12 protein-coding genes are annotated in these 13,506 nt (G+C 68.2%); 5 read left to right on the top strand and 7 right to left on the bottom strand.

Translation table 11 applies throughout. The features are described from left to right. The first annotated feature begins 79 nt into the window (after positions 1-79). Together secE and nusG are read left to right on the top strand one after the other, a co-directional pair. Positions 80-340 (top strand): preprotein translocase subunit SecE, encoded by a 261-nt coding sequence (secE, locus tag AOM46_RS08355; protein ID WP_228084045.1) that lies wholly within the window; start codon positions 80-82, stop codon positions 338-340. Between the two features lie 42 nt (positions 341-382). Next, positions 383-1,237, top strand: coding sequence for a transcription termination/antitermination protein NusG (nusG, locus tag AOM46_RS08350; RefSeq protein WP_062207543.1), 855 nt, complete (start codon positions 383-385; stop codon positions 1,235-1,237). Between the two features lie 86 nt (positions 1,238-1,323). Here the strand turns inward: nusG and AOM46_RS08345 are convergent, their stop codons facing one another. The 5 genes from AOM46_RS08345 to AOM46_RS08325 form a co-directional block, all read right to left on the bottom strand. Continuing rightward, entirely contained in the window at positions 1,324-2,562 is a 1,239-nt protein-coding gene (locus tag AOM46_RS08345; RefSeq protein WP_062207541.1) for a site-specific integrase, read from the bottom strand. A gap of 189 nt (positions 2,563-2,751) precedes the next feature. After that, positions 2,752-4,044: an AAA family ATPase gene (locus tag AOM46_RS08340; RefSeq protein ID WP_062207538.1), complete on the bottom strand. Its 1,293-nt coding sequence runs from the start codon at positions 4,042-4,044 to the stop codon at positions 2,752-2,754. Next, positions 4,044-4,472: a helix-turn-helix domain-containing protein gene (locus tag AOM46_RS36000; protein WP_107080014.1), complete on the bottom strand. Its 429-nt coding sequence runs from the start codon at positions 4,470-4,472 to the stop codon at positions 4,044-4,046. The genes AOM46_RS08340 and AOM46_RS36000 overlap by 1 nt, the downstream gene beginning before the upstream one ends. Next, positions 4,472-5,068, bottom strand: a complete 597-nt coding sequence (locus AOM46_RS08330; RefSeq protein ID WP_062207534.1) for an HNH endonuclease — start codon at positions 5,066-5,068, stop codon at positions 4,472-4,474. Before AOM46_RS08330 ends, AOM46_RS36000 begins: the two co-directional genes overlap by 1 nt. Next, on the bottom strand, positions 5,068-6,189 hold the full coding sequence (locus tag AOM46_RS08325) for an RNA polymerase sigma factor (protein ID WP_062207532.1): 1,122 nt from the start codon (positions 6,187-6,189) through the stop codon (positions 5,068-5,070). The genes AOM46_RS08330 and AOM46_RS08325 overlap by 1 nt, the downstream gene beginning before the upstream one ends. A gap of 232 nt (positions 6,190-6,421) precedes the next feature. Between AOM46_RS08325 and AOM46_RS08320 the strand changes: the two genes are divergently transcribed. Both AOM46_RS08320 and AOM46_RS08315 read left to right on the top strand, forming a co-directional pair. Beyond that, complete coding sequence (locus AOM46_RS08320; RefSeq protein ID WP_062207530.1) at positions 6,422-7,186, top strand: GntR family transcriptional regulator; 765 nt, start codon at positions 6,422-6,424, stop codon at positions 7,184-7,186. Further along, the gene (locus tag AOM46_RS08315) at positions 7,183-7,743 is read left to right on the top strand and encodes a GNAT family N-acetyltransferase (protein ID WP_062207528.1); all 561 of its coding nucleotides are present in this window, start codon (positions 7,183-7,185) and stop codon (positions 7,741-7,743) included. The genes AOM46_RS08320 and AOM46_RS08315 overlap by 4 nt, the downstream gene beginning before the upstream one ends. Before the next feature lie 884 nt (positions 7,744-8,627). Here the strand turns inward: AOM46_RS08315 and AOM46_RS08310 are convergent. Both AOM46_RS08310 and AOM46_RS08305 read right to left on the bottom strand, forming a co-directional pair. Further along, positions 8,628-9,632, bottom strand: coding sequence for an IS481 family transposase (locus tag AOM46_RS08310; RefSeq protein ID WP_062207526.1), 1,005 nt, complete (start codon positions 9,630-9,632; stop codon positions 8,628-8,630). Continuing rightward, entirely contained in the window at positions 9,629-10,801 is a 1,173-nt protein-coding gene (locus tag AOM46_RS08305; RefSeq protein WP_078856604.1) for an MFS transporter, read from the bottom strand. The genes AOM46_RS08310 and AOM46_RS08305 overlap by 4 nt, the downstream gene beginning before the upstream one ends. A 2,247-nt stretch (positions 10,802-13,048) precedes the next feature. Between AOM46_RS08305 and rplK the strand changes: the two genes are divergently transcribed. Then, positions 13,049-13,483, top strand: coding sequence for a 50S ribosomal protein L11 (gene rplK / locus AOM46_RS08300; protein WP_062207522.1), 435 nt, complete (start codon positions 13,049-13,051; stop codon positions 13,481-13,483). Positions 13,484-13,506 lie beyond the last annotated feature (23 nt).

Below are 13,506 nucleotides of genomic sequence, written 5' to 3'. Positions count from 1 at the left end.
CTACACGAAGTGAAAAGCCGTCCGGGTGGCCGGGCGGCTTATGACCATGACCGGGATCGGGTGAGGACGAGTGGCTGGGATCACGGACTCCGATGTTGCGCCGGAGCCCCGGGGCGAGGGCGCCGGCCGTCGCGGCCGTCGCGCGAAGAGGGGCCCGCTGGGCAAGCTGGCTCTCTTCTACCGCCAGGTCGTCGCGGAGCTGCGCAAGGTCGTCTGGCCGTCGCGCCGGCAGCTGACGACGTACGCGACAGCGGTGATCATCTTCGTAGTCGTCGTCATCTGCATCCTGACCGTGCTTGACTGGGGATTCAGCCGAGCCGTCGACTACGTCTTCGGCTGATGTGCCATCCCTCGTAACGAAAGTCAGGAAGAAGCAGCTACCGTGTCTGACCCGAACCTGAACGACGCCTCCCCCGAACCCGAGGGCGAGGACACCGCGCGCGACACGGTCGAGGTGGCAGAGGCCGCGCAGAGCGATGTCGAGCAGGCCGACGCCGCCGAAGCCACGGCGGACGAGGCCGACGGTGTCGCGGCGGATGAGGTCGCCGAGCGGTCTGCCGAGGCGGACGAAGCCGGGGACGTCGAGGCCGCGGACGTCGAGGAGGCGGCCGAGGAGCCGGTCGACCCGGTCGCCGCGCTGCGCGAGGAGCTGCGGACGCTGCCCGGCGAGTGGTATGTCATCCACACCTACGCCGGCTACGAGAACCGGGTGAAGACCAACCTCGAACAGCGGGCCGTCTCGCTGAACGTCGAGGACTACATCTTCCAGGTCGAGGTGCCGCAGGAAGAGGTCGTCCAGATCAAGAACGGCGACCGGCGCACCATCAAGCAGAACAAGCTGCCCAGTTATGTGCTGGTGCGGATGGATCTCACCAACGAGTCCTGGGGTGTGGTGCGCAACACCCCGGGCGTCACCGGCTTCGTCGGCAACGCCTACGACCCGTATCCGCTGACGCTGGACGAGATCGTCAAGATGCTCGCCCCCGAGGTGGAGCAGAAGGCCGCCGCCGAGGCCGCGGCCGAGGGCGGCGCCGTCAGCGGCGGCCGCCGGGTCGAGGTGCAGGTCCTCGACTTCGAGGTCGGCGACTCGGTCACCGTCACGGACGGCCCGTTCGCCACCCTCCAGGCGACGATCAACGAGATCAACGCGGACTCGAAGAAGGTCAAGGGCCTGGTGGAGATCTTCGGCCGGGAGACCCCGGTCGAGCTGAGCTTCGACCAGATCCAGAAGAACTAGGCGTCATCACGACGTGAGGAAGCCCCCACCAGCACGTATGTCGCTGGTGGGGGCTTCCTGTCGCCCTCTGGGCCGTCCCTGGGCCGTCAGCTGTCCAACGCGGGCGGGTTGAACACCGCGTCAACGGCCTTCCGCGTCCGCTCCCGGCTGGTCGGCATCAGGTGGGCATAGACCCGCAGGGTCATCGAGGCGTCCGCGTGGCCCAGGTACTCGCTCACTGCCTTGATGCTCTCCCCGGCGTCCAACAGGACGGACGCGTAGAAGTGCCTGAGCGCGTGCATCCCGTGCTCCCGGGCGGCTTGGTGCCGCTCCCCGCGCTGACGCTCCGGGATGACGCCGGCGGCGGCCAGGGCGGGCTTCCAGGCGTGGTCGTTGAAGTCGTTCCTGCGGACCGCACTGCCTTCCTTGGCCGTGAAGAGGAGGTGGGCCGTTACCGGGGGCCCGTCCAACTTCTTCCAGGGCAGCGTGATGGCGGTCGGCTCGAACTCCTTCATGTGGGTCCGGAGCGCGTCAGCGATGACCGCCGGCAGCGGCACGTCGCGTTCCTTCTCGCACTTCGGGGGCGCGAACACGGGCTTGCCCTTGACGAGCTTGACCTGACGCACCACGTGCAGGGTGTCCGTGTCGAAGCCCACACCATCAACGCCAAGCCCGAACACCTCACCCTGCCGGAGGCCACAGCCAGCGGCCAGATCCACCATGGCCTGAGCCCGGGGCGGTAGGGCTGCCCGGACCGCGAAGACGCGGCCGGGCTCCCACGGGACGACGCGCTTGGGCTCTGGCGACGGCGGGCGGACGGATCGGGCGTCGCATGGGTTGCGGGTCAGGTAGCCGTCGTCGACGGCGGCGGACAGCACCGCGCGGACGTTGCCGTAGATCACGTAGCCGTAGGTGCCGGGGATGCCTGCGTCTTCGAGCTGGCGGACCCAGGTCCGCATGTGCTCGGGCTGGAAGGAACCGAGCGGGCGGGTACCGAGGTACGGGTACGAGTGGAGCCGCAGGCGGCTCTCCACGGCGTCTCGCGTCGCCACGTCCGTGGTCTGGGCGGCGACCCACTGTTCGGCGTACTGCCGGAAGGTGATGCGCGCCTTCTTGGGGTCGATGTACTGGCCGCGCTCCATGTCGGCGGTCGTATTGCTCAGCCACTTTTCGGCGGCGCGCTTCTGCTTGTCGGGGAAGGACTTCGACTTCTCGGTGCCGTCCGGCCCGACGTACCGGGCGCGGTACCGGAGCCCGACGCCGTATCGGTCGGTCTTGACGCGCTTGATGGTGCCGTCCGGCTGCTCTTCGTCCTTGTACCAGCGGTCTTGAACATGGCCAGGCATGGGTGGGTGTCTCCCGTGGTGATAGCGGGTGCGGCGGGTGCCGGAACGGCCCTTGGTGGGCCGTTCTGACGGGTGCCGTGTGTGGCGCGCTACCTGCTATCGCGCTGGTCAGGCGGCGTTTGGGGAGCTAGCGGGGGCGCTAACGCTAGCGATGCGTGCCGCTAGCGTTAGCGCCCCGCGTCGCAGGGTTCAGAAGATGCTGGGGGTGCATCCGGGGTGGGTGGTTTGGTCGGGTTCGATGGCGGTCATGGGGTCGCCGCACGTGGCGCAGTGTCCGGCCGTGGTGGTCACGCTGGGTGTGGGGTTCGGCGAAGGTGACAGCGAAGGTGCCGAAGGTGCCAGGCTTCTGGGGGTTGGCACCTTCGGCACCTTGGTGTCACCTTCGGTGGGGGTGGTGACGTTCAGTACCCACACCCACCCTTTGCCGAATCCGGACTTTTGGGATGTCACGCCAACCTTGCTGCGGGCGCGTTGGAGGGTGCGCTTGGCGAAGCCGTCCTTCTCGGCGGCTTTGATGATGTCGCCGGCGGGAGCTTCTCCGCCTTGTTCGGTGAGGTAGTCGGTTAGCCAGGTGGCGGCTTCGTCCCGCTCCCCGGCGCCTTCGGGGTCGGCGGTGGTGGAGAGGGTGTCTTCCACGGAGCGTTCGGCGATGCCGGTGAAGTCCAGCCGGCCGACGTTCGCCGTGCCGCCCGCGGCGGGGATGTCGCATCCCTCGATGCGGTAGGACAGCGACGGTAGGTCGAGCTTGCCGAGACTGTTCTTGGTCTGGGTCATGACCTGTTCACCGCTCTCACGATCGTGGGCGAACGCGAGGATCGCGCGGGCGAGATCCTTGAACGCCCCTGAGCCGGAGATCAGTTGGGAGGCGTCGGTGCCGGTGGTCTTGTTGAAGTGGGCGATCCCCAGGGTCAGGGCCGTGGTGCGTTCGGCCATGCGCACCACCGGTTCCAGAGCGCGGCGTACGTCCTGGGTGCGGTGGGCGTCGGTGTTCTGTCCCAGGGTGGACATCAGCGGGTCGATGATCAGGGCGGCCACCTGGTGTTCGGCGATAGCCGCTTCCAAGGGGCCGGTGTCCAGGGGCAGGGAAAGCATCGTCTCGCCCTGGAGTACGTCGTCCACGTCCACGCGGTAGACGCGCTCCAAGTCGGCGCCGGCGGCCATGAGGCGGGGAACGAGGGTGCGCGACCAGGAATCCTCGACGGCCGCGTAGAAGACGGTGCGGGGTTGGTGGTGGAAGGTGCCGGGGAGCTGGCCGCGCGAGAGGCGAGCGGCCAGCCAGATCCCGAAGCTCGACTTGCCGGTTCCCTCCCGGCCGGCGGCCAGGGTCAGCGCGCCGGCCGGGATGCGCCCGATCCCGGGCTCGGGCTCCCATGCCCAGATGACGGGTTCGGGGGCGATCGAGGCTGCCGGGGTGAGCTTGATGCGGCGGGCGGGGAAGTCCGCCTCACCGACCGCCCCGGGCGGGGTCGGCTGGTCGGGCATCACGCCGCCTCCCGATCGGTGGTGCGGGCGGCGATCCAGTCGGCCACCGCCTGCGGGTCGTACCGCAGGTGTTTGCCGATGCGGAAGCCGGGCGGACCGTTGCCGCTCTTGCGCCAGGCGTACACGGTCTCCACGCTCTCCAGCTGCAAGAGGGACACCAGATCGAGCGGGGTCAGGTACCGATCGGGCAGGCCACCGCGCAAGGCGCGAACCGGCGCGGGATCGCCCGACTGGCCACCCGATCGGATCGGCCGATCCGGGGCCGATCCCCGACCCGATCGAGCGGCTCCCCGATCGGGTCGGCGCCTCGGGGATCGGGTGGGCGGCTTTTCGTCACGCGTTTCGTCACGTGTGGTGGGGGCGGTGCGCGGGGCGTTGACCTGTGTGACGGACCGCGTCACACCCGGGGTCGCGTTCGGCTGGGACATCAGGCGGCCACCTCCCACCGCGCGCGCCAGGCGGCACGGTTGGCCGTCTGACGGGCGTGAGCGAGGCGGGCGAGCAGCTGCAACATGCCGCCGGACAGCGGCCCACCGGAGGTGTTCACGACGTTGGCGGGGGTGTTCACGGCCACCGCCCCGGTGTTCATCAGCGGCGGGGAGTCGTTCACGACGCACCCGGGGCGGTCCATCAACCCCAGACGCGTGTTCACGGCGTCGGTCGTGGTGTTCACGGTGTCGGCGGGGATGTTCACGGCGGCCACCGTGGTGTTCACGGCGTCGGTCGTGGTGTTCATGGCCGCGCCGTGGGGGGTGCGTTCGGTGGCCAGCAGGGTCAGGGCCAGCAGCAGGGACAGGTGGTTGGCCTTGCGGTCGTTGCAGGGGCGGCAGGCCAACACCAGGTGGACCGCGCGCCAGGTCGGGAAGAGGGAGAACGGTGCGATGTGTTCCAGCGTCGCTTCCGTCAGGCTGGTGAACGGGACCAGGCAGTAGGCGCACCGCGCCCCGTCCCGGGCGGCGAGCACCTGCTTACGGGCCCGTGTCGTCGCACCGTTCAGGTGCCCCCGGCGTTTGGAGGCGGCCATCACGCCACCGCCGCGTGGGCCGAGGCGACACCGGAGGGCGCCGGGGTCGGGTTGGTGCCGAGGTAGGCGCGCCGGCGCCGATCGCGGGGGCCGCTCCATCCGGCCTGGGCGATGACGCCCGCCCGCGTCAGGCTGGTCAGCACGTGATTCCACTTCTGCGGCGTGTCCGGGGCTTCCAGCTGGTAGCGCTCGATCAGGTCCGCGCTGGTGAACAGGCGCCCGGTGGCGGCCTCGGCGGCCACGGCCGCGCGGGCGGCCACCGCCCACGTACCGTCCCCGCCGACCTGCTTCTTCTTCGCGGCCGGGGGTGCCATGCCCAGGTTGCGCCGCACGGCCGCCAAGGCGGCCTGCATGCGACTGTCCACCGTGCCCACCGACACTCCCAGACGCACCGCGATCTGCCCGCTGGTGAGATCGTCCACCACCCGCAGCGCCAGCACCTGGCGCTGCTTCTCCTTCAACGGCGCCAACAGGGCCCGCACGTCCGCCAGGTGGCAGCCCAACGCCTCCGTCTGAGACAGCTCATCCGTGGCGGCCGGCTCGATCGGCACCACATCCGCACTGCCCTCAGACGACGGCGCCAGAAACTCCCGATTGCGCTTGGCCTGCTCCGCGAAGTAGGAGTTCAACGTCCACCGCACCTGAAGATTCAGGTAGGGGTACAGGTGCCCGTCCGTGGCCGGGTCCACCTTGTGCAACGACCGTCCCAGCTGAATGAAGAGGTCCTGCGTCAGGTCCTCCGCCGTCTCGGCATCGGCGAGCTTGACCGTGAACCGCCGCAAAACCCACGGCCGGTACCGAGCGATGACCCGCGCCCACCGCTCGTTGTCGATCTCCGGCTTGGCGTCCCTCGGCACCGGCAGGCCCAGCTCCTCGCGCGACACGCCGTACACGGCCGTCAGCAGCTCCAGGTAGCGGGACTTCGGCGGCTGTCCCCCCTCCCACCCACGCACCCGCAGCCTCAACTCCTTGTTCGAGGGCAGCTCCCAACCCCGCTCGAACGCCGCCTGCCGCAACCGCATCACCAGCTGCGGAACGTCCCAACCCCGCTCCAACCGCGCCGCCCGCAACAGCGAACCCGGCTCCTCAACCGACACGACCGACACCAACTCAGGCATCATGGAACTACCCCTTCCAGGGGACTCAGGGGCGCGGTGATCAGCTGCCAGGCGGGCACCGCGCCCTATGTGTTGTCCGGACACGGGCATGACCGCATCCCGTGCAACTGGTTCGAATCAGTGGACTGGTGCGAACCAGTTGCACGGGAGTAGTTCAGCAGTCACCGTGCGGTCCGGTCAAGCCCTTCACGCCAAGATGTATGAACCAGTTGAGCAAGTGCGGCATGATGGGGGGATGAGTCCCAAGCCGCTGTATCGCCAGGTCGCCGATGCGCTCCGTGCCGAGATCGCAGACGGCACAAGACCCCCGGGGAGCAAACTGCCTTCGGAGCGGGCCCTGTGCGAGAGGTTCGACGCCGCACGGAACACCGTTCGTATGGGGCTGAACGTCCTGATCACCGAAGGGCTTGTGATCCCCAGCCACGGCCGGGGGTACGAGGTGAGATCGGCCGAAGTCTTCGTCCTCAACGCATCGCGCTCCGAGAACCTGACGCTGCCGCAGGAAGGGGACTCGTACACCACCGATGTGAAACGCGTTGGCCGGGAGCCTCATCAGGAGTTTCGCGTCGAACTGGTGCCCTTGCCCCCTGAGGCGGCGAGCCGCCTTCGGGTCGAATCCGAACAAGACGGCGTGCTGCGGTTCTGTCTGCGCTACCTGGACGGCGTGCCCTGGTCGACTCAGGCGACGTACTACCCCATGTGGCTGGCCGAAGGCACGCGAATCGCCCAGGCCGGAGACATCGCAGAGGGCACGACGCGCTACCTCGCGGACCGGGGGATCGAACAGGTCGGGTACTACGACGAACTGCTGACTCGTATGCCCACTCCGGAGGAAGCTCGGGATCTCCAGATCGGTCCTGGCGTGCCAGTGCTGGTCTGGACGCGCACGGGCTATGGCAGTGACCGCCCGATCCGGTGCACGGTCACCACCTTCAGGGGCGACCTGAACCGGATCACATTTGAGGTCGGGGACCTTTCGGCACGTGGGGGACAGCCATGATCGTTCGATACGCCACCCCTGATGACCTGGGCACGCTCCTCGACTTCCGTCGAGAGGCTTCTCAGTGGCTTTCGGCGCAGGGGATAGACCAGTGGCGCAAGCCCTACCCCCCGGACTTGATGCTGGCCAGCATCAAGCAGGGGAACGTCTTCCTGTTCGACGTGGACGGCCAGGCAGTCGCCACGGTGACCCTGGACGACGAGGACTTGGAGCCGGGTGCCTGGACGGACGTTGAGTTGGCGGAGCCGGCCCTCTACGTCCACAAGCTCACCGTGCGGAGGGAGCGCGCCGGGCGGCAGCTCGGTTCCCTCATCCTCGATTGGGCCGACGACCGAGCGGCCAGAACAGGCGCGCGGTGGCTGCGCTTGGACGCCTGGACGACGAACACGAAACTGCACGCCTACTACCTTGAGCAGGGCTTTCAGCACGTCCGCACCGTCACTGAAGGCAGCGCGGTCAACGGGGGCCCAAGAGTCTCCGGCTGGCTCGCCCAACGCCCCTGCCGCCCACACACAAGCCTTGGCTTGGAAGACCTGACACGCTCGGCTCAGAGATAGTCAGGTGCGGCCTTCGGCCGCGCGTTCCTCGGGCGCCTCAGGGGCAGTTCGGGGTGTGGGCTGGCTGGCGGGTGCGGTCGATCGCGGGGTTCAGGATGCTCTTCAGGCGGGGCGGGGCGGTGTGTGCGGCTGGTCGCCCACCTCGGGACGGCCTTCCAAGGGGGGCGGGGTGGCCTCTTCCCACCGACCCCACCACGGCGGCCAGGTGTTCAGCGGGTAGCAGCACGCAAGGGGACGCATGCCCCTCTCAGACGGGGTTGGCGGGGCACCGGTGGAGGGGTGCTAGGTGCTAGGCCGCTGGTCAGGCAGCGGATCGGGTGCTAGCGGGGGTGCTAGACATAGCACCCCTTGCTGCTAGGCATAGCGGCTGTGCGTGGCGGGGCCAGCAGTCTCTTAGGGGAGGAGGGAGGCGGTACCCGTCGCCCGGGTGCCGAATTCTGGGGGTTCAGGGAGTGTGGCGCCTGCCTCCCTGGCTCCCTAAGAGGGTGTTCCCGCAGGTCAACCCAAGGGATGTGGGTCAGGGAGTTCTCCCTGCCTCCCGTCTGGTCGGGTCGGTGGGAAGAGGCCACCCCGCCCCCCTTGGAAGGCCGTCCCGAGGTGGGCGACCAGCCGCACTCACACACCCAGCCCGCCCCGCCTGAAGAGCATCCCGAACTCCGCGATCGACCGCACCCGCCGGCCAGCCCTCACCCCGAACTGCCCCTGAGGCGCCCGAGGAACGCGCGGCCGAAGGCCGCACCTGATGCTCCTCTGTGAGGGCCACGTTCGACGCGACGGTCACTCGCTGCTACTGGTTAGTGGTTAGTGGTGGGCCACCACTAACCACTAACTCATGCCCTCAGCCCGGGGGAGGGTACTCCCAGCAGGCAATCCACCACTAACCACTAGCTGTATGAGGGCTGGACGTTCGTGACGCCTTCCCGCAGTCGGGATGCCGGAGGCTGACCGCCTGCGCCTGAGTGTGGTCGGTGGTAGTTGTAGTGGATGTTCCAGACCGCGATCGCTGCTGAACGCGCGTCCTCGCTGGTGAAGTCGCGGGCGTAGAGCAGTTCTTCGGCCAGGATTCGCTGGTAGCGCTCCACCTTGCCGTTGTGACGAGGCGTGTAGGGCTTGGTCTTCTGGTGCCGGGATTGGTTGCCGACGATGCGGGCGAAGTCTCCGGAGCGGTAGCACGCGCCGTTGTCGGTGACGACTCGGTGGATGTGGGTGATGCCGTGGGCGGCGAACCAGACCTTGGCACGGGCAAGGAACGCTGCCGCGGTGGCTCCCTTCTCATCGAGTAGTGGCTCGGTGTAGGAGAGCCGTGAGAATCCGTCGATCGCGGAGTGCAGGTAGGTGTACCCACGCCGTGCCCCCGCTGATTTGGCGCGGTCGGCGGCCTTGGCCTGGTCACTGTCACGACCATGGACGCGCCATCCGCCGCCGTCGGGGATCCTGCCGACCTTCTTCACGTCCAGGTGCATCATGTGCCCGGGCCAGCGGGCGGTGATCTTTCCCGGCTTGCGGTTGCTGCCGCCGGCAGGGTCGATGAACCGGCGTCGGCCGAGGCCGAGTCTGGTCAGGTGTCGAGTCACGGTGCGCCGGTTGATCCGGTGGCCCAGGTGACCGAGCTCGTCGGTGATGCGCTGGGCCGACCATTTGTGTTCTCGCCGCCACGTCTCGATGTGCCCGATGACCCATGCAGGCGTGGCGTGCGGGCTCCGATGTGGAGTCGACGGGCGGTCGTGAAGTCCAGCATCGCCGTGACGCCGCCATCGGTTGACCCACTTCGATGCGCAGGCGCGTGAGATTCCCATCTCTGATGCGACGTGGGCGATGGGGCGGGTCTTGCAGCGTTCGACAAGCCGTCGGCGTCCCTCGATCGACAGGGGTGCGTTGCGATGGGTCATGCTGTGACCGCGGCTGGTTGTGGTGTCCGGAATGAGGCGCTGATCCACGCGAGCGTCAGCGCGAGAGCCGCGGCGAACGGGACCCAGAGTGCCCCGGGTCCGTCGACGATGATTCCGCCGACACCGGCTGCGGCCGCGGTGCCGAGGTAGAGGCCGGAGATGTTGAGCGAGATGGCTGTCATGGGCGCTTCGGGTGCGGCTTCGATGGTGCTGGCCTGTAGGGGTGGGTTGAGTGCCCAGGCGAAGACCGACCAGGCGGCGATGCCGAGCAGCAGCAGCGGGAAGGGCGCGCTCAATGCGATCAGACTGCCCACGAGAACGAGGGCAAAGGCGTGTCCGCCGACGACGATGAGGCGGCTGCGTCGCCCGCCGTACTGGTCCGCAAGCCGGCCACCCAGGAATGCTGAGGGGACGCCGATGATGCCCACCAGCAGAAGCACCCAGGGCAGTGCCTGCGTGTTGCCCTGGCTGCGCTCCAGGAGTGCGGAGAGGTAGCTGTAGAACATCAGACCGCCCGCCCCACAGAGGGTCACGGCAAGGACGAGCCGCAGCACGCGCACGTTGCGTAGAGGGCTGAGTCGCTCGACCAGACCCGCGGCCGGGGCTCCCTCGAGCTGGGGCAGCCCCGCTGCGAGAACGATCATGGCGGCGAGAGCGACGACCGCGATCAGCACGAACGTCGACCGCCACCCGAACAACCCGCCAATCCATGCCCCGACCGGCACTCCGGTGAACAGCGCCACGGTCAGCCCCGCGGTGACGACTGAGAGATAGCGACCCTGCCGATCGGACGGAGCACCCTGCGCCGCGACCGCGAACGCCGTGGACGACACCACCGCAGCGGCAAGACCGGCCACTGCCCTGAGCGCGATCAAGCTGCTGAATGTGGGCGCGATGGCGGCGCCGAGGTTGGCGAGCATGAATACCGCCAAGGCGGTCAGGATGACCCGCCGTCGTGGATACGGGTCCAAGACGACCGCCATCACCGGCGCACCGAGCGCGAACGTGAGGGCGAACACGGTGATCAGTTGACCAGCTGTGCCCGTGGTGATCTGTAGGTCGGCGGCCAGTTCGGGCAGGAGGCCCGCGATCACGAACTCGTCGGTGCCCAACGCGAGGGTGGCGACGAAGAGGCCGATCAGCCAGCCGGGGAGTCGGTGTTGTGTCATGGCGCCCACCTTATTCGATGTTCGCCGAACATCGAATAAGGTGGGTCAGGTGCGATACTGGACGTGTGGCGAAAGATGCACATCACCCTGATCTGAACGAGGTGGCGCTGACCACCGTCCTTGCCGCCCTGTCCGACCCCCTGCGGCTGGGTCTGGTGCGACTACTGTCCGACGGGGTCGAGCGACAGTGGGGCGAGTTGGATGCGCCCGTCGCGAACTCCACGCTCAGCCATCACCTGAAGGTGCTGCGGTCCTCGGGGGTCACACGGACTCGTGAGGAAGGCACCCGTTGCTACGTACATCTCCGGGCCGACGAACTCGAAGAGCGGTTCCCAGGCCTCCTGGAGAGCTTGCTTGCCACCTCAGGGCACGGAGCAACGAACGTCGGAGTCAAGCCGCCGCGACAGACTGCGTGACCTCGTCACTCGGAAGCGGGCGAGATTCAACGCTTCACCGTCAACAACCACCTGCCCCGCAACAACTAGCCACTAGTCAGTAGCCACTAACCACTAGCCAGTAGCTCAGCGTTACAGCCCGGTGTCCTCCCCCTGGCGGGTACGAGCCTTCGAGTACGGCAGGTACGCGTACCCGAAGCGGCAAGGAAGGCGAGTACATCAGCGGGTACAGGTGGCCGCGCGGTAGAACCGGAGGGTCCGCACGGCAGGCGCGCGGCAAGCCGTATCGGGCGCTCCGGGTGTCCCATCGGCTACTCGGCTCCGCGCTTCGGGAACTCGGCCGGTTGTATCGGCCGCACAGCCGCTAGGTTCGAGGACCGCGCCCGCGGCTTCGACCGCTCGCCGCTCGCCTTCGGGTACTCGCCCCCGAGGTTCGGCCGCTCAGCGAGCCGCCACGCACCGCTACTGGGTAGTGGGTAGTGGGGGCGCACCCCAGTAGCCGGACGGGGCCCAGGGGAGCGTTGAACGGCCCTGAGCTGGGACCCCCCACTACCCACTACCCAGTAGGCCCCCCACTACCCAGTAACACGCTGCGACGACGGCTGTCCGATCGGCTGCCGGTGGCGACCCTTCACTGAGCGGTCGCCCAGCGGGGCGCTGTGACACTCCGCGCTCATCATCACCGGCCCTTCCGGGCTCATCCCGGGGCCCAGACGCGCGCGTCACGCGCGCGTAAGGCATCACCCCTCATCACGTCAAGTAGTTCCGGTGTCGAAGCGCGGAGAACCTTGTCCAGCTCGCTGGCCTGTCACTTGTTACCCCGCCTGTCACCTGTCACCCTCCCCCGGGAGGGGCCTGTCACGGCGGGCTGAACCCCGCTCTGACCTGGGGGTTACAGGTGACAGACAGGTGACAGGTGACAGGCGGAGTTACAGGTCGGGTTACAGGCCGTGCGGGCCCGCGTGGTCGGCACTGTCGCCTGTCGTGTCGCTTGTCGCGTGAAGGGGGTCAGCCTGTTGTCTGGGGCCGCAAACCCCCCTCTGACCTGGGGGGCTACAGGCGACACGACAGGCGACAGGCGACAGGTAGACAACAGGCAACACGACAGTACAAGCCGGGGCCAGAGGAAGCGTCGGGAGTCACGAAGGGTAGCGACCGGGACGCCCGGTGTCGCTCCCTGGGGAAGCCGTCCAAGGGGTGTCAGAACCGAGGTGTCAGAACGCTGTCAGCCTCGCGCCCGGGACCGCGTTTGTATAGGTGGCGGGCGGTGTCAGAACCTCTGACACCGTTCTGACACCCCGATCTGCTGTCAGCGGGTGTCAGAACGATGTCAGCGCAGGTCAGGGGCGGTGTCAGAGGTGCCAGACCGCTCTATGACAGCCCGGAAGCACCGAAGCCGAACCGAGCTTCCACCCCCACCCTCAGTGGCCACATCGGGCACGCGCACCGCCCCGTCCGGCCGTTGCCCCACCACGTCCGACGAACCGGCCCGCCGGGCCGTGCGTGGGCCGTGAAACGACGGCCCGGGACGACCGGCAACGACCAACAACGACCGGGTGAACCATGCGGAAGCCAGTCCCGCCAAGGGGGTTACCCTGGTCGCCTGAGAGCCACGACAGTCCCAGAAGAACTGACCCCGTACGACCTGGGAAGTCCTGGACGGCCACGCGCGGTGGCCGGTCAGGGCTTTCCCTCGCCTGCCCCGCGCCCCCGGTCACCGAGGTGATCACGGCCCGCATTTGGGGCCCGTCAGGTTACCCGCTACCGTGGTGCGGTATGCCTTCCGCCAGGTCGTCTTGTACCGGCCCGGCGGGAGCCTCGTTACCTCTCGTCTAGGACCCGGAGAGAGCACATGCCTCCCAAGAAGAAGAAGGTCACCGGGCTGATCAAGCTCCAGATCCAGGCAGGCGCGGCCAACCCGGCCCCGCCCGTCGGTCCGGCGCTGGGTCAGCACGGTGTCAACATCATGGAGTTCTGCAAGGCCTACAACGCGGCCACCGAGTCGCAGCGTGGCTGGGTGATCCCGGTGGAGATCACGGTCTACGAGGACCGCTCCTTCACCTTCATCACCAAGACTCCGCCTGCCGCCAAGATGATCCTCAAGGCCGCCGGCGTCGACAAGGGCTCGGGCACGCCCCACACCACCAAGGTCGCCAAGATCACGCGCGACCAGGTGCGGGAGATCGCGACCACCAAGATGCCCGACCTCAACGCCAACGACCTGGACGCCGCCGAGAAGATCATCGCCGGCACCGCCCGTTCCATGGGCGTCACCGTCGAGGGCTGAGGACGCCGCCGGCCTTTCGGCAG

Source organism: Streptomyces sp. NBRC 109706, assembly GCF_000974485.1.
Taxonomy (GTDB): domain Bacteria; phylum Actinomycetota; class Actinomycetes; order Streptomycetales; family Streptomycetaceae; genus Streptomyces.
The sequence above is the reverse complement of the archived record's forward strand: the minus strand, read 5'-3'. Positions and strand labels throughout refer to the sequence as shown.